15 protein-coding genes are annotated in these 20,331 nt (G+C 35.3%); 3 read left to right on the top strand and 12 right to left on the bottom strand.

The features are described 5' to 3' along the window. The 6 genes from RAM17_RS11095 to RAM17_RS11070 all read right to left on the bottom strand — a co-directional run bounded on the left by RAM17_RS11095 (window position 1) and on the right by RAM17_RS11070 (window position 7,519). Complete coding sequence (locus RAM17_RS11095) at window positions 1–765, bottom strand: class I SAM-dependent methyltransferase (protein ID WP_110447228.1); 765 nt, start codon at window positions 763–765, stop codon at window positions 1–3. 39 nt (window positions 766–804) lie between these two features. Continuing rightward, window positions 805–1,407: a 3-isopropylmalate dehydratase small subunit gene (gene leuD, locus RAM17_RS11090; RefSeq protein WP_110447229.1), complete on the bottom strand. Its 603-nt coding sequence runs from the start codon at window positions 1,405–1,407 to the stop codon at window positions 805–807. 10 nt (window positions 1,408–1,417) lie between these two features. Continuing rightward, window positions 1,418–2,827 carry a 3-isopropylmalate dehydratase large subunit gene (gene leuC / locus RAM17_RS11085; protein WP_086363823.1) on the bottom strand — a complete coding sequence of 470 codons (1,410 nt, stop codon included), beginning with the start codon at window positions 2,825–2,827 and terminating at the stop codon, window positions 1,418–1,420. Between the two features lie 65 nt (window positions 2,828–2,892). Beyond that, window positions 2,893–3,972 carry a 3-isopropylmalate dehydrogenase gene (leuB, locus tag RAM17_RS11080; protein WP_086363822.1) on the bottom strand — a complete coding sequence of 360 codons (1,080 nt, stop codon included), beginning with the start codon at window positions 3,970–3,972 and terminating at the stop codon, window positions 2,893–2,895. A gap of 69 nt (window positions 3,973–4,041) precedes the next feature. Beyond that, window positions 4,042–5,589: a 2-isopropylmalate synthase gene (leuA, locus tag RAM17_RS11075; protein WP_110447230.1), complete on the bottom strand. Its 1,548-nt coding sequence runs from the start codon at window positions 5,587–5,589 to the stop codon at window positions 4,042–4,044. 283 nt (window positions 5,590–5,872) lie between these two features. Beyond that, the gene (locus tag RAM17_RS11070; RefSeq protein ID WP_110447231.1) at window positions 5,873–7,519 is read right to left on the bottom strand and encodes a hypothetical protein; all 1,647 of its coding nucleotides are present in this window, start codon (window positions 7,517–7,519) and stop codon (window positions 5,873–5,875) included. Window positions 7,520–7,888: 369 nt separating this feature from the next. Between RAM17_RS11070 and nfsB the strand changes: the two genes are divergently transcribed. Then, window positions 7,889–8,533: an oxygen-insensitive NAD(P)H nitroreductase gene (gene nfsB / locus RAM17_RS11065; RefSeq protein WP_110447232.1), complete on the top strand. Its 645-nt coding sequence runs from the start codon at window positions 7,889–7,891 to the stop codon at window positions 8,531–8,533. Window positions 8,534–8,589: 56 nt separating this feature from the next. Here the strand turns inward: nfsB and RAM17_RS11060 are convergent, their stop codons facing one another. Continuing rightward, window positions 8,590–9,459: a YcxB family protein gene (locus RAM17_RS11060; protein WP_110447233.1), complete on the bottom strand. Its 870-nt coding sequence runs from the start codon at window positions 9,457–9,459 to the stop codon at window positions 8,590–8,592. A 221-nt stretch (window positions 9,460–9,680) separates the two neighbouring features. Here RAM17_RS11060 and ettA point away from each other — a divergent pair, with 221 nt between their 5' ends. Continuing rightward, a complete protein-coding gene (ettA, locus tag RAM17_RS11055; protein ID WP_086320926.1) occupies window positions 9,681–11,348 on the top strand; it encodes an energy-dependent translational throttle protein EttA in 1,668 nt (555 codons plus the stop codon). 71 nt (window positions 11,349–11,419) lie between these two features. Here ettA and RAM17_RS11050 read toward each other — a convergent pair whose 3' ends face one another. From RAM17_RS11050 to RAM17_RS11035, 4 genes are all read right to left on the bottom strand, one after another. Next, window positions 11,420–13,042, bottom strand: a complete 1,623-nt coding sequence (locus RAM17_RS11050; protein WP_110447234.1) for a DUF2813 domain-containing protein — start codon at window positions 13,040–13,042, stop codon at window positions 11,420–11,422. A 15-nt stretch (window positions 13,043–13,057) separates the two neighbouring features. Further along, window positions 13,058–13,861 (bottom strand): lipopolysaccharide core heptose(I) kinase RfaP, encoded by an 804-nt coding sequence (rfaP, locus tag RAM17_RS11045; RefSeq protein WP_110447235.1) that lies wholly within the window; start codon window positions 13,859–13,861, stop codon window positions 13,058–13,060. Next, window positions 13,854–14,975 carry a glycosyltransferase family 4 protein gene (locus RAM17_RS11040; protein WP_110447236.1) on the bottom strand — a complete coding sequence of 374 codons (1,122 nt, stop codon included), beginning with the start codon at window positions 14,973–14,975 and terminating at the stop codon, window positions 13,854–13,856. Before RAM17_RS11040 ends, rfaP begins: the two co-directional genes overlap by 8 nt. 532 nt (window positions 14,976–15,507) lie before the next feature. After that, window positions 15,508–16,434: a TIGR01212 family radical SAM protein gene (locus RAM17_RS11035; RefSeq protein ID WP_110447237.1), complete on the bottom strand. Its 927-nt coding sequence runs from the start codon at window positions 16,432–16,434 to the stop codon at window positions 15,508–15,510. 370 nt (window positions 16,435–16,804) lie between these two features. Here RAM17_RS11035 and glyA point away from each other — a divergent pair, with 370 nt between their 5' ends. After that, window positions 16,805–18,061, top strand: coding sequence for a serine hydroxymethyltransferase (glyA, locus tag RAM17_RS11030; RefSeq protein WP_110447238.1), 1,257 nt, complete (start codon window positions 16,805–16,807; stop codon window positions 18,059–18,061). A gap of 60 nt (window positions 18,062–18,121) precedes the next feature. On the opposite strand, the gene RAM17_RS11025 is transcribed toward glyA, so the two are convergent. Beyond that, a complete protein-coding gene (locus RAM17_RS11025; protein ID WP_110447239.1) occupies window positions 18,122–20,293 on the bottom strand; it encodes a MerC domain-containing protein in 2,172 nt (723 codons plus the stop codon). Window positions 20,294–20,331 lie beyond the last annotated feature (38 nt).

Raw genomic sequence — 20,331 nt, 5'->3', positions numbered from 1 at the left:
TTAAATCACTTTTTGTGTTTCGATAGTCATCATATCAGAGGTAAAAGATCCATCTGATTGTAATTCGAAGTAAGATTTTGTATCTTGAGATGCACTTATTTGATAAGTTCTTATCGCATCCACTAAATTATTCGGTGTACGCATACGTTTTATCCAACTATCAAAAGTCAAGGGTAAACGATGGCGTTGAATCTTATCAATAGTAAATCCAGCTTCGCTTAAAAATGTCAGCCATTCGCCAGGCGTATAGTCGCGTACGTGGGATGTATCACGTAGTGCTTCAACTGTTTGTAACCAAATATCTAAAATAGGTTGACCAGGAGAAACGACATCCATAATAATTAATTTACCATTTGGTTTGGTGATCCGATGTAATTCACGCAAACTTTTACCCACATCCTGCCAATGATGGGCAGAATAACGGCTGACGACAATATCAAAATAGTTATCGTCAAATGGTTGATGTTCAGCATAACCTTGTACGGTGGTAATATTTTTTAAGTTACGTTCATTCGCAGTTTGTTCAACCACCGCTAACATTTGCTCTGATAGATCGTAAGCTGTGACGTGTTTAACCTGTTTTGCTGCAATAAAACTGACATGGCCTGCTCCACATCCCATATCTAAAAATTCAGCATTAGGATAATTAGTTAAAAAACTGGCTAGATATTCAAGATCAGCACCTTGAGCATGAACTTTACTGGTTAAGTAGGCGTTAGCTTGCTGGCCGAACTGTTGATTTACTTTATCGTGATGGGTTGTCATTAATTATTCCTATACAAGGCGCTTGCGCGCCTAAATAAATTAATTTAAGAATGTAGGAATTTTATGCTCAAAAGAGCTGATAGCATCTTCATGTTGCAGGGTTAAGCCAATGTTGTCTAAACCATTTAATAAACAGTGGCGTTTGAAGGCATCAATTTTAAATGAATATTGTTTATCACCCGCGATCACGACTTCATTTATTAAGTCGATAGTGAATTCGATTCCATCATTGGCTTCAACCAATTTAAACAACTCATCTACTTCTTCTTCAGACAAGTTAACTAATAATAGTTGATTATTGAATGAGTTATTATAAAAGATATCAGCAAAGCTCGAGCCAATAATAGTTTTAAATCCATAGTCAGTTAATGCCCATGGTGCATGTTCTCGAGATGAGCCACAACCAAAGTTTTCACGAGCTAATAAAATACTCGCGCCTGCATATCGTGGTTTATTTAGTACAAATTCAGGATTAGGTTTTTTACCGGCATCATCTAAAAATCGCCATTCATGAAACGCATGTTGTCCAAATCCAGTACGAGTAACTTTTTGTAAAAATTGTTTAGGAATAATTGCATCGGTATCAACGTTCGCTGCATCTAAAGGAACGACTAATCCTGTATGTGTTGTAAATTTTGCCATGACAGCCTCCTTAAAATGGTTTGCGAATATCAGTAAAATGACCAGTAATGGCTGCTGCGGCTGCCATTGCAGGGCTGACTAGATGTGTTCTTGCATCACGGCCTTGTCGACCTTCAAAATTACGATTACTGGTAGATGCACAGCGATCACCTGGTGCTAATTTATCATCATTCATCGCTAAACACATTGAACATCCTGGTAAACGCCACTCAAATCCAGCATCGATAAAAATTTTATCTAATCCTTCCGCTTCAGCTTGTTCTCGTACTGGACCTGAACCTGGTACGACAAGGGCCTGAACTCCATCGGCAACTTTACGACCTTTGGCAACTTCAGCTGCGGCGCGAAGATCTTCAATACGGGAATTAGTACATGATCCAATAAATACTTTATTGATCTTAATATCAGACATTTTAGTTCCAGCGGTTAACCCCATATAGGCTAATGCACGTTCTGCTGAATGTTTTTCAATTGGATCAGAAAAATCTTGAGGATTTGGTACTTGAGAATCAATAGCGGTTACTTGGCCGGGATTAGTTCCCCAAGTTACTTGTGGCGCAATATCTTTACCTTCCAAAGTAACAATGGTATCAAAGTGTGCACCTTCATCGGTTTTTAAGGTTTTCCAATAGGCGACAGCTTGCTCAAAGTCATCGCCTTTAGGAGAGAATTGTCGTCCTTTTAAATATTCAAAAGTGGTTTCATCTGGTGCAACTAATCCAGCTTTAGCCCCCATTTCAATTGCCATATTACATAATGTCATTCGGCCTTCCATTGATAAAGAAGTTATTGCTTCTCCACAAAACTCAACTACATGACCAGTACCACCTGCACTGGTTGTTTTACCAATGATCGCTAAGATAATATCTTTTGCGGTAATACCATCAGCTACTTTACCTTTGACTTCAATTTTCATTGTTTTAGCTCGACCTTGTTTCAACGTTTGAGTGGCTAAAACATGTTCAACTTCCGATGTCCCAATACCAAAAGCTAATGCGCCAAAAGCACCATGTGTTGCTGTATGAGAATCACCACAAACAATGGTCATACCAGGTAATGTCATCCCTTGTTCTGGACCAACAACATGCACAATACCGCGTAATGGACTTTGTAACCCATATAAAGATACACCAAATTCTTCTGCATTCTTGGCTAATTCAGTTAATTGGATTCGCGCCATTTCACTACAAGCACTTAAATCATTGCTTTTCGTTGAAGTATTGTGATCCATAGTAGCAAATGTTTTGTGTGGTTGACGAACTTTACGATTCATTGCTCGTAAGCCATCGAATGCTTGTGGAGAAGTAACTTCATGGACTAAATGGCGATCAATATATAAAATAGGCGTTTCATTAGGTGCTTCATAGACAACATGTGCATCGTATAATTTTTGATACAATGTTTTTGGTTTTGTAGACATTGCTTATATTCCTTTAATATTCTTGCAAAAGGGTTAATAAGATATATTAACCCTTACTTTAAAAATTAAATTAAACGACAAATAGTATCGCCCATTTCATCGGTAGAAACATAACTACCACCACGAGCAAGATCAATAGTACGAGTACCTTGTTCTAAAGCTTTATTCACTGCATTTTCAATGGCTTTAGCAATATCATCACGTTTTAAACTATAACGGACTAATAGTGCTAATGATAAAATTTGTGCAGCAGGATTAGCAATATTTTTACCTGCAATATCTGGTGCACTACCACCGGCGGGTTCATATAAACCAAAGCCATCTTCATTTAAACTAGCAGAAGGTAACATTCCCATTGAGCCAGTAATCATGGCGCATTCATCTGATAAGATATCACCAAATAAGTTAGAACAAAGTAATACATCAAATTGTGCAGGATCTTTCACTAATTGCATAGTGGCATTATCAATATACATATGCTCTAATGTGACATCAGGGTATTGTTTAGCTACTTCACTTACAACTTCACGCCACAAAATGGAAGTTTGTAGAACATTTGCTTTATCTACAGACGTTACTTTTTTACGACGGATTTTGGCTGCTTCAAATCCCATACGGGCAATTCGTTCAATTTCAAAGCGGTGATAAACTTCAGTATCAAAAGCACGCTCTTGTGGACCTGTTCCTTCACGACCTTTTGGCAAACCGAAATAGATACCACCAGTTAACTCGCGCATACATAAAATATCAAAGCCACGCTTAGCAATATCTTCACGTAACGGACATAATTCTTCTAAACCTTGATATAAACTAGCAGGGCGCATATTGGCAAATAATTTAAAATGTTTGCGTAATGGCAGTAGAGCACCGCGTTCAGGTTGTTGGTCTGGTGGTAAATTTGTCCATTTTGGACCGCCAACTGAACCAAATAAGATAGCATCGGCTTTTTCACATCCTTCTAGTGTTTCTTTTGGTAGCGGGCAACCATGAATATCAATTGCAGCACCACCTACATCATATTCACTAGTTGTAATGGCTAGGTTATATTTTTGTCGAATAACATCTAACACTTTATAGGCTTGTTTCATCACTTCTGGGCCTATACCGTCACCAGGTAATACTGCAATATGGTAATTTTGTGACATATCTATTCCTTAACAATCTAATTATATTTTAAGTATTTCGTTATTAAGTAACGAAACAATGTTTACTTTTTAGTCTTGCTGCAATTTCTGTTTTTGTTCTGCAACCTGATTTGCTCTATAAACATTATTTAACACATTAATTAATGCTAATGCTGATGAATGAACAATGTCGGTAGCAAGCCCAACTCCATGGAATTTACGTCCTTTATATTCGGCAACGATATCGACTTGACCCAAGGCATTTTCACCCTGTCCTTTAGATGCTAATTGGTATTTCACAATTGAAATAGGTTCGTCAGTAATACGATTTATCGCTTGATAAACAGCATCAACAGGGCCATTACCTGTTGCTGCATCTGAATATTTTTGATCGCCGATGATCAAACTAACTGAAGCTGTTGAAACGACAGTAGAGCCAGATTGTACATTAAAATAATCCAATACATAATGCTCTTCATCATCTTTTAGTTGATTAATGAAAATCAATGCTTCTAAATCATAATCAAAAACTTGGCCTTTTTTATCGGCGAGTTCTAAAAAAGCTTGGTAAACTTGATCTAAATTATAATCATTATCTTGATAACCTAATTCCGCTAAGCGATGTTTTACCGCTGCCCGGCCTGAGCGTGAGGTTAAATTTAGTTGAATTTGATTTAAGCCAATTGATTCAGGGGTCATTATTTCGTAGGTTTCACGATTTTTTAGCACACCATCTTGATGAATTCCTGAGGAATGAGCAAAGGCATTACTACCAATTACCGCCTTATTAGAGGGTATTGGTGTGTTAGTAATTTGGCTGACGATTTGACTGGTACGATAGATCTCTTGATGATTAATATTTGTGTGAACGTTTAAGATATTTTGGCGGACTTTAATCGCCATAATAACCTCTTCTAAAGCGGTATTACCAGCTCGTTCACCTAAACCATTCATCGCCCCTTCAATCTGCCTAGCACCTTCTTGAATCGCGCTAATCGAGTTAGCCACCGACATGCCCAAGTCATCATGGCAATGAACAGAGATAATCGCTTTATCAATGTTCGGGACACGTTCAAATAAGGTATGAATAATGCCACCAAATTGATAAGGGACAGTATAACCGACAGTATCCGGTATATTGATCGTGGTTGCCCCTGCTTGAATTGCTGCTTCAACAATCCTACATAAGTTATCAATTGGGGTACGGCCTGCATCTTCACAAGAAAACTCCACATCATCTGTATAATTACGTGCACGTTTAACACAGTGCACTGCCTGTTCAACGACATCATCAAATGTCATTTTTAATTTGTCTTTAACATGTAACGTTGATGTTGCCATAAAAGTATGAATACGAAATTGATCGGCTACTTTTAAAGCTTCAGCTGCTACATCAATGTCTTTATCAATACAACGAGATAATGCACAAACACGACTATTTTTAATGGTTTTAGCAATAGTTTGTACTGATTCAAAATCACCTGGAGATGAGATTGGAAAACCGACTTCCATTACATCTACTTGCATTCTTTCTAATGCTAAAGCTATTTGTAGTTTTTCTTTAACACTCAAACTTGCTTGTAACGCCTGTTCACCATCACGTAATGTTGTGTCAAAAATAATAATTTGATCGCTCATTGTTATTTCCTTTATATTTTAGCGCTATCCCGGTATTTCAAGTTAAGAAAACAAAAAACCCGCACTTTAGCGCGGGTTCTTGTAAATTTGTTGAGTCAATTATTAAATCACTTTTACTCCACACACAAGCTATCCGCGCACACTAATGCGAGGAGGAGGCTGAGTAGGAGGTTAGTACATTTAATCATTAACTTCTCAATTATTGTGTTATGTATAAATATTGATACTATTTCTATCAAAAAAAAAACTTAATGTCAATAATAAATATTGATTAAATCAAATATTAATCAGATACACAAATTACTCTTAAGCCTTCGGTTTCTTTTGGCATCTTTTTAATACTACCATCATTGAGATCAAGTGCGTAAAAATGTGTATAGTAGGGGTCGTAATCACGTGGTTCCCCCTTGCATTCGTCATCGTCATCGTCATCGTCATCCCAGCCATCATCATCCCAATCATCATCGTCGTCATCGTCACCAGTAATACGTAATTTTGGTTTAACTTTATGACTTTTTCTAATTAAATTGTTGTAATCATCATCGTAAACTCTACTCGATGTCCAGACCATATTTGACATCACATTACCTAAATCATCACTAGGGTAAACTTCATTAATTGTATTACCCCATTCACCTAAGAGAGTTTCGGTTGTACGGATATAATTATTTCTATTATTTTCTTCGTCAATTTCGGTGTGATAAAGAGCATTGGTTGCCTCATATCTTTCTGTAGGATACATAGCGATTCCCCCTTTACACTGACAATATTGATTAGCATATTTCAAGCCTTTGACAGTGTCAGTAGAGATAAAAAACCAATACTCTAATTCAAAACTATAAATAACCCTATTACCTACTTTTAATGAAAACCCCAGATCCCATAATTCATCAAGAATGGCATCGTCAGGTTTTTCACTAAAAGTTGGACCACTAAACTCAACCCTAAGTATATTGTTTTTACCGCTTAATTTTAATCCAACAGCCTGACTTTCTCGACTTTTTGTATAACTCACATCCTGCCATTTTGCACCTGATAACACAACATTAAAATATAATTTATCTGCAGCGGTAGTTGGAAAATTTGCCCAAGGGCGTTCTAAGTGTTTTTCGGCCGGCTTAAACCCTTTAGTTGGCGACCAAACTGTGGTTTGGTCTTTATAACGTGGCCATTCATTGAAATAATCATCATATTCTTGCTGTGTATAGGAATAGGGAGGATAACCTTTTTCTAATGAAGGTTGTAACCAACAAACATGGGGTAAGCCACCACTTAATGATCTAACATAGTAAGTTTTGCTAGCACTAGGATAGTTTTTATTATTAGGTAAACCATAAGTGGTTGAAAGTTCTGAATCTGAGGTAGTTAAAGTTACAGCATAAAAGCCAACGCAATCATCTAATTTATCACTTAATTTAACAGCCTTATTGTCACTATCTTTAATCTCAATTTTGAACGTCCCTGTTGCTTTAAATCCATCATCACCATCATTATCTTCAAAATATTGTTTGTCAGTTAAAATTGTTTCGAGCTCTTCTTGTTCCTTTTTATAATCAGATACCAACGTGATAATTTTATCAAATGTGTCAATAGAACTAGGCAAGTCGATTAATTCATCAGGGGAAGAGTTAAAATCAGGGCGATAATAGATTAAATTTGGATCTTCAACTGGTCCTTGTTCATTAGTGGACGGTGCTATTTGCGTTTGGTTATCGTCTTTTTTTACTGCTATCCAGAGTAAATCAATTATATCGGAAGGAGATCTATCTTGATTTATTGTAATATAGGGTGAATTACCATTTATATTAGAAGCGGTTACTTCATTTAATGCGAGAACAGGGATGCTATAGAATAGACATAGTATAATAACAAGTATGTATAATTTTATTGCTACAGCTTTACTCGTAAAAATAACGTATTTTCTATCCATGATAACGTCTTCTAATTAGCGCATTTTCCATTGCATTGCTTTTAAACGAATATGCTTATTAAGCACTTATATTATAATAATATTAATTTTTGTTAATGTAAATGATTTCATCGTTTATTTTGTTTAAATTATATTCTTAAAAAAACTAAAATGGTTTGTATCTTTTAGCAACGATGAATTGTTTAAGTAAAAAATATTTCTATATAATAATATTCAATTATGATAACTAAGTTGCTACTAATTAAATTTGATTGGTGCTATATTTCTATAAGCATTTAGATCGTAATTTTGACTAAGATATCTGATTAATCAAATTTAAAATTCATACTAACTATTATTTACTCACAATTAATAAGATGGGGTCAAAAGATGAACATTGTCGAAATTTCTCAAAAACGTTATACCACCAAACATTATGATAAAAGTAAAAAAATTCCCAAAGAAAAAATAGAACAATTACTTACAGTTTTAAGAAACAGTCCATCTTCAGTTAATTCACAACCTTGGCATTTTTATATTATTGATAATGATGCAGCTAAAAATAAAATTTTACCAGCTATAGCTGAATTTAATCAGCCACGAGTAACCGATTCATCTCATACTATTTTATTTTGTATTAAATCACCTTTAGAAGATGCCCATTTAGTTAATTTGCTTAACCAAGAAGAGAAAGATGGCAGATTACCATCATCCGAACTAAAACAAACTCAGGATGAGTCAAGACGTTTCTTTGTCACTAAAAATAGTAAGACAATTGAGTCACAACAGAGTTGGGAAGGTAAACAAACTTATTTAGCATTAGGACAATTACTTTTTGCCGCTGCTGCTATTGGTGTTGATTCTACCGCAGTGGAAGGCTTTGATTGTGAAAAAATGGATGAAATTTTAAACTTAAAACAAAAGGGGCTAAAAAGCCTAGTTATTGCAACATTAGGTTATCGTTCTGAAAATGATGGTAATGCCCATCGTCCAAAATCACGTTTACCAGAAGAACAAATCTTCACTTTTTTATAACAAATTACCGCTATAACTTATCCCACCAGATGAACAGTGGGGTAAGTTTACGAGTGTTATTTTAAATAAAAATTATTATATTGCATTAGTTTATCTTCAAGAACTTGTCGTTGTTGGGATGTAAAATCCTCGTTATAAAATAGATAACCACTATTACAATTTATAATAAACAGATAACCTTTTTTTATTTTTCTTATTTTGTGTAATTGATCATACTTTATAACTGTGGTGCTTAATTGGGTTTTACTTGTCATTGTAAATCTATCTTCATAAAAAATGACCTTTGAATAAATAAAAATTTTATTACTTGTCTTACACCAATTTTCAGCTGAACATTTTAAACCAGGTTTGATACTGAAGTAGATTGCAATTGAATATATAATTGTAATACAAACGAAAAATAATGCATGGCTAGAATCTTTTATTAAAAGATAGCATGGTAAAAACATTATGAGTATATAAATAGGGGTCATTATAGATTTTTTAAATAGTAAATAATAAAAACAATAATAGATTCTATTAATATCCATTTTATAAGTGTCTATCTCTGCTATTTGTGTTTCTAAATTTTTTCCTAAATAATCACATAAAAAATCATGAATAATTTCTAGTTCATCTGATTTGAAAGACTGTTGACTAACAAAATAAAAATCTTGATTATTGATAAAAAATAAATAGCCGTCTTTAGTTTTATTAATGCAATATAAATCTTGATAGTAGAAAGTGTTGATTTCATTTTTATCTTTATTAAAAATGACCAATTTTTCATTATTAAACGACATAGTAAAGTATCGCATATTATCTGGTGTTGAATCATTCAATTTTTGCGCGAACTCATGATCTAATACGCCATATTTTGCATAATAAGCATCTAACCAATACTGGGTATTAACATAATATTCAATAACTACAGTTTGTTTTTCCATTTTATTCCTTATAAATTATTTAGTATGCTTATACAGATTATTCAGTAAACAATCATAAATTAATTGAATATTGAATTATATGTTAGTTGATAGTTTTTCTACATTTATAACATAATTCATAAATAACCCTAGACCATACAGCTAGAATCATTACAATATAGGCCATCAATCACATAGCATTACTTTTTGCTAGTTTTAATTAATTAAACGGATAATGTTTTATGGCGCAATATGTCTATACCATGAACCGCGTGGGGAAGATTGTTCCTCCTAAACGCTATATTTTAAAAGATATTTCTTTAAGTTTTTTTCCGGGAGCTAAAATTGGTGTTCTTGGTTTAAATGGAGCAGGGAAGTCTACATTACTACGAATTATGGCTGGAGTAGATACCGAGATTGAAGGTGAAGCTCGTCCTCAACCAGGCATTAAAATCGGTTATTTACCTCAAGAACCTAAACTTGACCCTAAACAAACCGTACGTGAAGCAATTGAACAGGCTGTTGGTGATGCTAAAAACGCATTGGCCCGCTTAGATGAAGTCTATGCCGCTTATGCCGATCCTGATGCCGATTTTGATAAATTAGCGAAAGAACAAGCCGAGCTTGAAGCAATAATTCAATCGCAAGATGCCCACAATCTTGATAACCAATTAGAGCGTGCAGCTGATGCCTTACGCCTACCAGATTGGGATGCTAAGATTGAGAACTTATCCGGTGGTGAACGACGTCGTGTTGCAATTTGTCAATTATTACTTGAGAAACCTGACATGTTATTAATTGATGAACCAACCAACCATTTGGATGCAGAATCTGTTGCTTGGTTAGAACGCTTTTTACATGATTATGAAGGAACCGTAGTTGCAGTTACCCATGACCGTTATTTCTTAGACAATGTTGCTGGTTGGATTTTAGAGTTAGACCGTGGTGAAGGTATTCCATGGGAAGGTAACTACTCATCTTGGCTTGAACAAAAAGATCAGCGATTAGCTCAAGAAGCGGCAACCGAATCGGCTCGTCGTAAATCAATTGAAAAAGAATTGGAGTGGGTACGCCAAAATCCAAAAGGTCGTCAAGCAAAAAGTAAAGCTCGTTTGGCACGTTTTGAAGAATTAAATAGCAATGATTACCAAAAACGTAATGAAACTAATGAACTCTTTATTCCACCTGGGCAACGTTTAGGTGACAAAGTCATTGAGGTGGCTAATTTAACTAAATCATATGGCGATCGCGTATTAATTGATAATCTTTCTTTTAGCATACCGAAAGGAGCCATTGTGGGTATTATTGGGCCTAATGGTGCTGGTAAATCGACGCTATTTAGAATGTTATCAGGTAAAGAGCAACCGGACTCCGGTACGATCACTTTAGGTGACACAGTACAACTTGCCTCTGTTGATCAGTTCCGTGACAGCATGGATGATAAAAAAACCGTTTGGGATGAAATTTCCAATGGCCAAGATATTATGCGTATTGGTAATTTTGAGATCCCAAGTCGTGCCTATGTTGGACGCTTTAATTTCAAAGGCGTTGATCAGCAAAAACGTGTTGGTGAGCTGTCTGGTGGTGAACGCGGGCGTGTACATTTAGCTAAATTATTACAAGTTGGTGGTAATGTACTATTACTTGATGAACCGACTAATGATCTTGATGTCGAAACCTTGCGTGCGCTTGAAAATGCGTTATTAGAGTTTCCGGGCTGTGCATTAGTCATCTCGCATGACCGCTGGTTCCTTGACCGTATTGCTACTCATATTTTAGATTATCAAGACGAAGGGCATGTTGAGTTCTTCGAAGGTAACTTTACTGAATATGAAGAGTGGAAAAAACGTACCTTAGGGGCAGAGGCGCTTGAACCTAAACGAGCTAAATATAAACGAATTAGCAAGTAGCTTTTAAGTTCTATTTTATCTACCGCCGATGTTATCGGCGGATTGTCTTATCATAGCCATATAATCAACTTTTAAAGCAATGATTTTGATGTTTTAACTAACTTAGCGAAGGTATCGGTTAATAATCTAGGAATGGCTGTAATACCACGAGCTTTTGCATCATCACAAACGGCAATCGCTAAATCTGGTTTAGAACTTTTGTGGATCGCTTTTTGAATAATTTTTGGTACCGACATATCAATATGAGCAATGGTATTATAAGCAGCTAATTTATATACGTGACTAAAACCATGTTTAAATAGAAAATTTTCAATGTCACGGGCTGGTAATACGGTGATATAGTCATTTAAATTTTCGCCGGTTGCACATTGTGATTGTACCGTCTCAGCATATTTTTTCCCTGCCATATCACCATCAGTAATGACATACCAGCGGATCCCCATTTTGTTGGCATAGTGAATTAATGGTTTTAAACCACATTGTGCAAATTCTAACAATTGGATCCCCTCTGAACTCAGATGATAGCCACTTTGTTCGGCAAGCTCTCTGAGTAACCATACTTCAGTCTCACCTTCAACCAGCAACCAACAACGGGCAAATAGCGCAGTAGGGCGTCGATAAAGAACATGGAACAAAATACGTCGGCTATCGCCAACACTTAATGAATGAGGAGCAATGTACTTACTCACAATTTGATCGGGTTGGCGGATCAATCGGTTAATACTCTCTAATGGAAACAGAGAAACTAAATCACTTGAGTTAGAGGTAATGATTTTTTGGGTAGGTAAATTTTTTAACAGTCGGAAGCCAACCGATAAAATAATTGGATGTAACTGACTTTCTGGTTCTTCTAAAACTAAAATTGGCACTGAACTATGAGAGAGAGGATTATCCCCTTTAGCATTAACAATCGAACCAAATATACCTAAAAGTGCGGTACGAAGATAATCATTATCTAAATCATCTAATACATTATTGATTCGTTCGAGCGAATTCCAATCTTCAGTTTTTGGATTACTTTTTTGTACTAATTGTTTATAGTTAAATCGTTTTTGAGAATCAACAAAATAGTATTCTAATAACGAACGAGCAGCTTGTAAGCCACGATTAAGCTCATCTTGACTTAATTGTGCCGAGTGTGCTTTTAATTGATCAGATAGTTGTTCAATAAAGTATTGTGATAAAGGTTCATTTGTGACAGGTAAATCCTTAGCATTCACTGAATTTTTTAGCGGCATGACCGGATTTAAGTTAATCAAAATAGCGATTAATAATTTTGGATTATCCAGATTTAACGTTTCGCCATGTTCATTCAGCAAATTATGTTCAGTGATAATAGTATCACCATTTTTTTGGGCATTAATCTGGTAAGTAATTCGATATAGATTATCTGCTGGTGAGCGATAACTAACTGCTGTCAAAGGTTGATAAGCTTGTTCAGTTAATTGAGTTGCATAAGATTCACAATAAACAACATTTATTGAGATGTGATTACCATCATCTTTATCATAATAGAAATCTGAATTAACAAATTGATAAAATTTATTATCAAGAGTTAGCAATTTTAATGCACTGATTAAACTCGATTTACCCCATTGGTTTTCACCAATAAGTACACTAGATTTAGCATTAAGCCTTAATGAAAGTTGCTTAATCCCCCTAAACCCTTTGATATCAATTTGTTCAATAAACATGTCATTTCCTTATGATTAAAGATGATATTTTTCAGTTCTTTTAGCGATGTGCTCAGCTTTTCGCTTAGCACTATCAATTAATTTATGTTCATCGCGCAAAATGGTTTTAATTGGTTTATTAAAATAGTTTCTTAAAAAACGCCAAATATCACGTTGGTTAAGTCCAATATTGGTTGATGAAAAATAGAGCCCAATTAAATCTTTATCACGCCAACGGATTGGAACTTTTTTACGTGTTTGTGCACGATGAAGATCAATCACAGAAAGTTTTATTTGCTGATTCTTTTCAAACAAAGGTAAATCCAATAAAAAATGACATAAATAACAATCACGATGATTTACGCCAGCACCATGCATTTTAGCGGTCATATTTGCTAAATAAATAGTTAATGAGCGTTTTAAATGATAACTAGGTGGGTTGGTTAGCCATGGTTTAGTAAAATCTTCTAAACTAATAGTCGGATTAAGGTCTTTGGTAATAATAAATGAATGCCGAGTAAGTGGATTTAATCCTTTCCGTCCAAAAGCTCGCCCATCCATGGTGTTGACACCAACTTGTTCTAAACGATGAATTGCATCCCACTCTTGTTTAGCATCTAAAACCGGTAAACGTAGTGAAATAAGGTTTTTTACAATCTCTTTTACCGTTGTACCACGATGAATTTTAATGAAATATGATTGATCTTCTAATTGAAAATTAAGGGTTTTACGTTGTTTGACTGCGCGGTAAACTTTACCTGAAATTAATTCCACTTCATTAAATGGATCTTTACCTTGCCATAATTGTTGAAAGGGGGATTTAAGTTTAATCTCATTCATAATGACATCCTAAAATAATGTCTGCTGCTCGTTGGGCTAAATGATATAAATCTTCATTATTACTATAAGTAATGGCATTGTTATGCCAATTAAGCCATTGCTCTTTATCTCTAATTGATTGTTCTAGCGCTTGATCTAAAATGTTTTGCTTATAAGGTTCTGATAATACAATACCAGCATTAGCTTGGCTAATGTGATAAGCATATCCGGAAATACCTGATACGATCACAGGAACCCCTGCCGCTAACGCTTCAATCAAAACCATACCGGCCGCTTCTTGCCTTGCAGGATGTAGTAATAAATCAGCTGAAAATAAGAAATCAGGGATATCATTGCGACCAGAGAAGAATCTCACCTGTTTAGCAATACCTAATTCATCTGCTAACTTTTGATATGCCTCTGGTTTATCTTGCCCAACCACCAAATAAGTAACTTTTTGTTTTAGTTCATTAGGTAAGGTTGCGATCGCTTTCAAAGAGCGATCAACGCCTTTACGTTTAAAATCAGAGCCAATTTGCACAATCACAAAATCATCTTGGCCAATTTGATTAGATTGTCGAAATTGTTCACGTTTTTTAGGGGCATCAACGTTATATTTACGATCTAAAGCAATGCCGGGTGGTAATAAAAAGAATCGTTCATCTTGAGTATGATAGTGGTTTTTAAAATCTTGAATCTGTTGTTTGGTTAACGCCATAATCTTAGTTTGTGAACTAGGGGAAAATACCGCTTGCTCAAAAGCTAAATAATGTTTGCAACGTTTCGACAGTTTATAAAAAAAGCCTTTGTGTGCGGCTTTTTCAGCAAAACATGTATCGCCAGCAAAATAGACATCCAATCCAGGCATTTTGTTAAAGCCTACCACACAATCTACAGGATTGCTTTGTAAGTGAGCCTTTACCCAATGGTAATAAGCTTGATTACGGCTATGGTTAGATAATCCTTTTTTAGGAACGATGATGATATCAAAACCAGCTGGTTTAGCGCCTTGCCAATCCAATACATACACACGGATTTGATGACCTCGAGCTTGGCAAGCAGTAGCAATTTGCAAAAAATCGCGTTGCAAACCGCCAAAAGGGAAAAATTTATAAATACAAAAAGCTAGTTGCATGCAGATTATCTCAAATGATAAAACATCATTATATACTTGTTGTTAACAAAGGTACAAAAATACGCGCATGTTAATAATTATTTCAAACATATTTCTATGTAGCAATATACAATAAACCTATTGTTTTAACAGCAACGAAACGAAAAAACACTAGATTAAATAGCCGATTATTCCTAATATATAGTTATATTTTAAATTATTATTTTTGATTAGCATCTTTGCTATCTAATAGTAATCGATAAAAATTAAAGCTTTTATTTTGAACGGATGTTATTAGTAGTAGGTAGGTTAAAGTTAGCCATAATAGTAAAAGTAAATTGACTATAGTATTTTGCTGATTTTATTTTCAAAACGTATTCTGATGAATTTATAAGTTCAATATTTAACGAGTAAATATGTCGGCTAAAAAATTTGAGGAAAGGGGTTTTTGAAGCGGAAATTTATATAATTTAGTTAACAAATGTAATTGTTATCGCAATTATAAGGACTAAAAATAGGCTTTCCTCAAAATTTTTGTCATGTTGATGGTATTTTATTGTTTGAAAGAGTAAATATCACCAATAGCACTACCTTGTGCACCAAACTGTCGTAAATTATGATCAACTGCATTCATTGATTGCCAATGGTTTTCACACCAATCAGGGGCCAGTAAGGTTGGTTTTCTGGCATTGGCTGAAATCCGATGATATAAAATATTGGCTGGTGTTTGTCGAATAATATCACCGGCAATATCGACATAATCTTCAAGAGATAACACATTGATCCGCCCAGCTCGCCATGCTTTGGCCATAATACTGCCTTCAACAATATGTAAAGGATGAATTTTTAAACCATCAACGCCACTGTCTAAGACTTTGTTTAAAGTGATGAGATTGTCAGATTTATTCTCTTTGGGTAAGCCAATAATAAGGTGAGAACATACTTTAATGCCTAATTGCCGTGCTTTTTGTACCGTTTGGTGATAATCCGCAAAAGTATGACCTCTATTAATATGGTGTAATGTGTTGTCATGTGCGGTCTGTAACCCGAGTTCTAACCAAACTTCATAACCGCTAGATTGGTAATGTGCCAGCAAATCAAGAGCTTCATCGGGGACACAATCTGGTCGTGTGCCGACGCAAAGCCCGACAATATCTGCACTATTCAGCGCTTCTTCATACATATTCTTAAGAATTTCAACTTCAGCATAGGTACTAGTATAAGCCTGAAAATAAGCAAGGTACCGTTTCGATTTTTTCATCTGTTGCGCTTGCGACATAAGCTGCTGTGAAATTGATTTCACCTGTATAGACTCATCAATGATTGACGCTACATTGCAAAAGGTACACCCACCTTGCCCAATGGTACCATCACGATTGGGACAGCTAAAACCACCGTGTAAAGTGAGCTTATAGATTTTTTCACCATAGCGACGTTGTAAATCGGAACCAAATGTATTAACGACTAAATGAAGTTGCATGCTATACCAAATAAAATTTTTGCTTATTCTACCAAGATATTCCAGATACTCAATTGCAATTGAGCTAGTGATAATGATTAATAAGATTATTATTCTCTAATAGATTGTTTGCATTATCAAACTAGATAATTTATCAATGATAATGGTTTTAAAAATTTTGAGGAAAGGGGTTTTTAGTAGGCTAAATGATATTGTGCTGTAAAGCATTTTAATTATTATTCTAACTATCTATAAATATTATTTATAACTTCAAAAAAAGATTGAAATTAAAGGTCGATTAAGTAAGGATAGTAACCCATGATGTTTTTTTGTGCTAATTAAATACAGTAACAAGTCGTTACGTTGATGTAATTGCCTACAAGGAGCCAATATGTTTACTAAACAAATGACAATTGCCGATTATGATCAAGAGCTATGGGATGCCATTAAAGGCGAAGAACAACGCCAAGAAGATCACTTAGAACTTATTGCATCGGAAAACTATACAAGTCCAAGAGTGATGCAAGCACAAGGTACTCAACTAACCAATAAATATGCTGAAGGCTATCCTGGTAGGCGCTACTATGGCGGTTGTGAATATGTTGATATTGTTGAGCAGTTAGCTATTGATCGTGCTAAAGAACTATTTGGTGCTGATTATGCTAACGTTCAACCGCATTCTGGCTCACAAGCCAATTTTGCTGTTTATATGGCATTGTTAAAACCGGGTGATACGGTGCTAGGCATGAACTTGTCACAAGGAGGGCATTTAACGCATGGTTCACCAGTCAGTTTTTCAGGTAAGCTGTATAATGTGGTTGCTTATGGCGTCGACGAAACTGGACATATTGATTATGAGCAATTAGCGAAAATTGCTTCAGAGTCAAAGCCAAAAATGATTATAGGTGGTTTTTCTGCTTATTCTGGCGTAGTTGATTGGCAGCGCATGCGTGAGATTGCTGATAGTGTAGGAGCCTTTTTGTTTGTTGATATGGCTCATGTGGCTGGTTTGGTGGCGGCTGGTGTTTATCCAAATCCAGTGCCTTTTGCTCATGTTGTGACGACAACTACGCATAAAACACTAGGCGGACCACGTGGTGGACTTATTTTAGCCAAAGGTGGTAGTGAAGAACTTTACAAAAAATTGAATTCTGCTGTATTCCCAGGTGCACAAGGTGGTCCATTAATGCATGTGATAGCGGCAAAAGCAGTTGCTTTAAAAGAGGCGATGGAGCCAGCTTATAAAGAATATCAACAACAAGTTGTGAAAAATGCCCAAGCGATGGTTGATGTGATCATCAAACGTGGTTATAAAGTCGTATCTGGTGAAACAAAAAATCACTTATTTTTAATAGATTTAGTTGATAAAAATATCACCGGTAAAGAAGCTGATGCTGCTTTAGGTAGTGCTAATATTACCGTGAATAAAAATAGTGTGCCAAATGATCCGCAAAGTCCATTTGTAACATCTGGTGTGCGGATTGGTACACCTGCAGTGACTCGTCGTGGTTTCAACGAAGAAGAGTCTCGTGAATTAGCTAATTGGATTTGTGACGTATTAGATAACATTGATGACGAACAAGCTATTCAAGCGGTTAAACAAAAAGTGTTGGCGATTTGCCGACGATTACCTGTTTATCAACATTAATCATAAAATATTCGCCGACGTAATGTCGGCGAAAAATTATTAAGTATAATTCAATAGTTGCTATTGCTTTTCAGTAGTATTATTTTGTTGCTGACTTAACAGCTGTTGCTGCTGTTTAAAATAATTGGCAATATCATTTTTAAACCAAAAAGCCGTACCGACGATTACTATGCCTAGTAAAATTGCTGACCAAAATAGTATTCGCGCTTTTTTATTACGTTTTTTTAAAGGGTCAGTTAAATTACGTCTTGCGTTGGCTGGTAATTCGGCTTTACTGGTCAGCAGACCACCAAGCAGTAAATTGATTTTAACTTGTCCATTTATCGCCCAACCAGAAGCTTCAAGTAGTGGCCCAAGTGTTCTTCTTCTTAATTTTAACCAAGCCAATATTACTGATGGTCCAGATATAATCAAGAACAAACCTAAAATTACTAATGGGAATTGCCACCATGTAAGTGAAAAGATAGCTTGAAAAATAGTCGCTAAAGCGGTACCAATGGCGCCAACAGCTAAACCAATAGCCGCAAAGATACCAACACTTTTACCAATATCAAATTTGCTTTCTGGATTTTGTACCGCTTGTGTACTGGTTTTCTCAATGTCAGCATCTTTATTGCTTGCCCATTTATTAATTTGTTCAGTAATTAAACGGCCAATACGTTGATAAGGTGCCCAAATAGCTTGTTGGATACTAATTGGTTTAGTAATCATCTTAACAACACTTGCATCCCAATCATTGCCTTCATTATCAATAAAAACGCCATTGCGGCCTTCCATTAATAAATCACCTTGTCCAGCGGTAATTGCTGCAGCAATTGTCTGCTTTTTACCATGCCTTGTACATTCACAATATAATAAACATAGTTCAGAATAATTAGCCATAGTTGAATGTTTAGCTATATTATCTACGGCAACACAGAGGGTAGCACAACGACCGTCAATATAAAGTTTTCCTAATTGAAATGCCGCATAATGGTCAAGTGAAAAGAATTCAGCAAACGAAGCAAAGTTAATCAATAAACGATAGAGATGTTTTTGAAATAAGACTAGCTTTTCTAATACAAAAACATCTGAGGCTGAAATTGGTGTTTGGTTATCCTGTTCAACCATGCTTTCAAATTCGTTTAGTAAATTATCATCAACTAAATTAGCAATTTGATTGCCAGTAAGATCCTCAATGCTAGCGGTTGGTTTAGTTGTTACACTTAATTGTTGCATCTCAGGTTTAGAACTGATTAGTGTTGTGTAAGCATTAAGATCTGCCTGAATATCTTGCCATTCTTGTGCAGTTAGTTGTTTGGGATCGGCTAAGTGTGAAGCGATTAAATCTCTAAATCGAATGATTTTAGTTTTCCACAGTGGATTAAGGCCATTAACCAGATCTAATGTGTTATTGGTATCTATTTTAGATAGAGGTAGCTCAGATAAAGCTTCATCAGAAAGTAATCCGTTTTGGGATGGGACAATATATTTCTCGTCAACATTTAACGCCGTTTGTGCTTGAGGTGCATATTGTGCTAATTCAACACGCAAAAAGTAGTCATCAATTTTTGGCTTTAATTCTTGAACTAATTTCCATATTTCTGAGCGGTTTTCGCCAAAAGGTGTTTGGGTATTACTGATATCGTTTTGCCATTTTTGCCAACTTTTTAAGTTTTTAACAAAAGTTTGCGCAATCTCTAGATTAATTCCATCCTGACCACTCATATCTTTTTCCGCACCAGTTGTTTTTATTGCTGCTTGAATAAAATTTTGCAGCTCTGGCGATAATTCGGCTGAAGGAGGAAAAATTAAATCACCATTGTAGAGTTTGCTGGCATTAATTTTAAGTGATTGTTGCACATCATCTTGCGTTAAATAATCAGCTTGGTTTTTATTTAAGTTCGCTAAAATGCTATGGGCGGTAATTAATAATTTTTTACCTTGTTCGTTTGAATCATCAATTTGCGATAATGATAAAGTTTGTGATGATTGAACAATATTATCAAAAGAAACTATTTTATCTTTAAGCCAATTAATTGCCTCTAAAATATCGGGAATACGAATGCGACCATCGTTATCTGAATCTAATAATTGTAATGTTCTTTGATCAAAATCTAGCCCTGTGGTTGGGCAACTGAGTGCAACCCATAATTTAGGATCTAAATTGGGTAAATTGATAATGTCATCGGCATTTTTTAATACGACTTGATCTAATCCACCAACACGTTGAAATGTCCAAGTATGACTCATAATCACCTCCATACCGAAATATTATTAATATATTCAAT

The organism is Gilliamella apis, from assembly GCF_030758615.1.
In the GTDB taxonomy this organism is placed as follows: domain Bacteria; phylum Pseudomonadota; class Gammaproteobacteria; order Enterobacterales; family Orbaceae; genus Gilliamella; species Gilliamella apis_A.
Note: the sequence above shows the minus strand (reverse complement) of the source record. Positions and strands in the feature narration are given on the sequence as shown.